Origin of the sequence: Collinsella sp. OM04-5, assembly GCF_003439125.1 — a bacterium.
In the GTDB taxonomy this organism is placed as follows: domain Bacteria; phylum Actinomycetota; class Coriobacteriia; order Coriobacteriales; family Coriobacteriaceae; genus Collinsella.
The window spans coordinates 1-1,031 of record NZ_QSUU01000032.1 but is presented as its reverse complement, the minus strand read 5'-3'; the positions used below and the strand labels follow the sequence as shown (position 1 = coordinate 1,031).

1 protein-coding gene is annotated in these 1,031 nt (G+C 63.9%); it reads right to left on the bottom strand.

What is annotated here, in order from left to right:
• Positions 1 to 1,031, bottom strand: a 1,031-nt coding sequence (locus tag DXB53_RS09825; protein WP_117584291.1) for an SIS domain-containing protein, incomplete at both ends; no start/stop codon positions are given.

Sequence of the window (1,031 nt, the reverse complement as noted above, 5' to 3'; positions counted from 1 at the left end):
TACTTGAGGTTGTGCTTGGTGACCGTCTCGTAGTAGCGAGCCAGGCGGTCGGTCACGAGCACCGTCAGAATCCACGGGGAGACGATGACGCGGAACTCGTCGTCAAGGCCGGGGATCGCGAACTCGGCGGTGTCGATGACGTTGACGTCGGTGTCGCCGGTCACGCCGCGGGTCAGGAACGCGCGGACGCGCTCGTCGAGCTTGCGGTTCTCGTCCTCGCCCATGAACAGGAACACGGGGACGCCGGGCTCCACGAGCTCGAGGGTGCCGTGGAAGAAGTCGGCCGAGGTGATGTAGCGGGTGCGCTTCCACTGCATCTCCTCCAGGATGCACATCGAGAAGAGGATGGTCTCGCCCCACAGGGCGCCGGAGCCGATGAACATGGTGTAGGGGGCCAGGGCGTACTTCTTGGCGAGCTCCTCGGCGCGCGGCTCGAAGCTCTTGCGGATATCGAGCATGTCCTTCCAGATGTCCTTGGTCTGCTCGATAAACAGGTCAAACTTGGGGAAGCAGCCGCGGCGGTTGAGCAGGCGCAGGCCGAAGCAGTCGGCGAGGTAGTAGCCCTTCTCACAGCCGCCCGAACCATGGTCAGAAGCCATGGCGACGCAGTTCTCGGCGCCGACAGCCTGGCCGATGGGGCCCTCGGGCTTGGTCATGGCGTAGACGCGCACGCCCATGCCCTTCATCTTCTTGACGGCCTCGAGGACCTCGGGGGTGGTTCCGGACTCGGAGGCGGTGAGCACGACGGACTTCTCGGTCATGCGCTTGTGGCCCATGACGTTCCACTCGGCGGCGTGGATCAGGTAGACCTCGAGGTCGCGGTCGCCGAACTTGTTCATGAGGTACTCGAGCTGCATGAGCTCGTCCCAGGTGCCGCCGACGCCCATCAGGAACACGGCGTCGTAGCCCTCGTCGGCGACCTTGTCGGCGAGCGCGGTCATCTTCTTGCCGGTCTCGTAGAGCGCCTTGCCGTCCTCGAGATAGCCCTCCTGGTCGAAATGCATGATCTCGATCTTCTCGGTTTCCTTCAT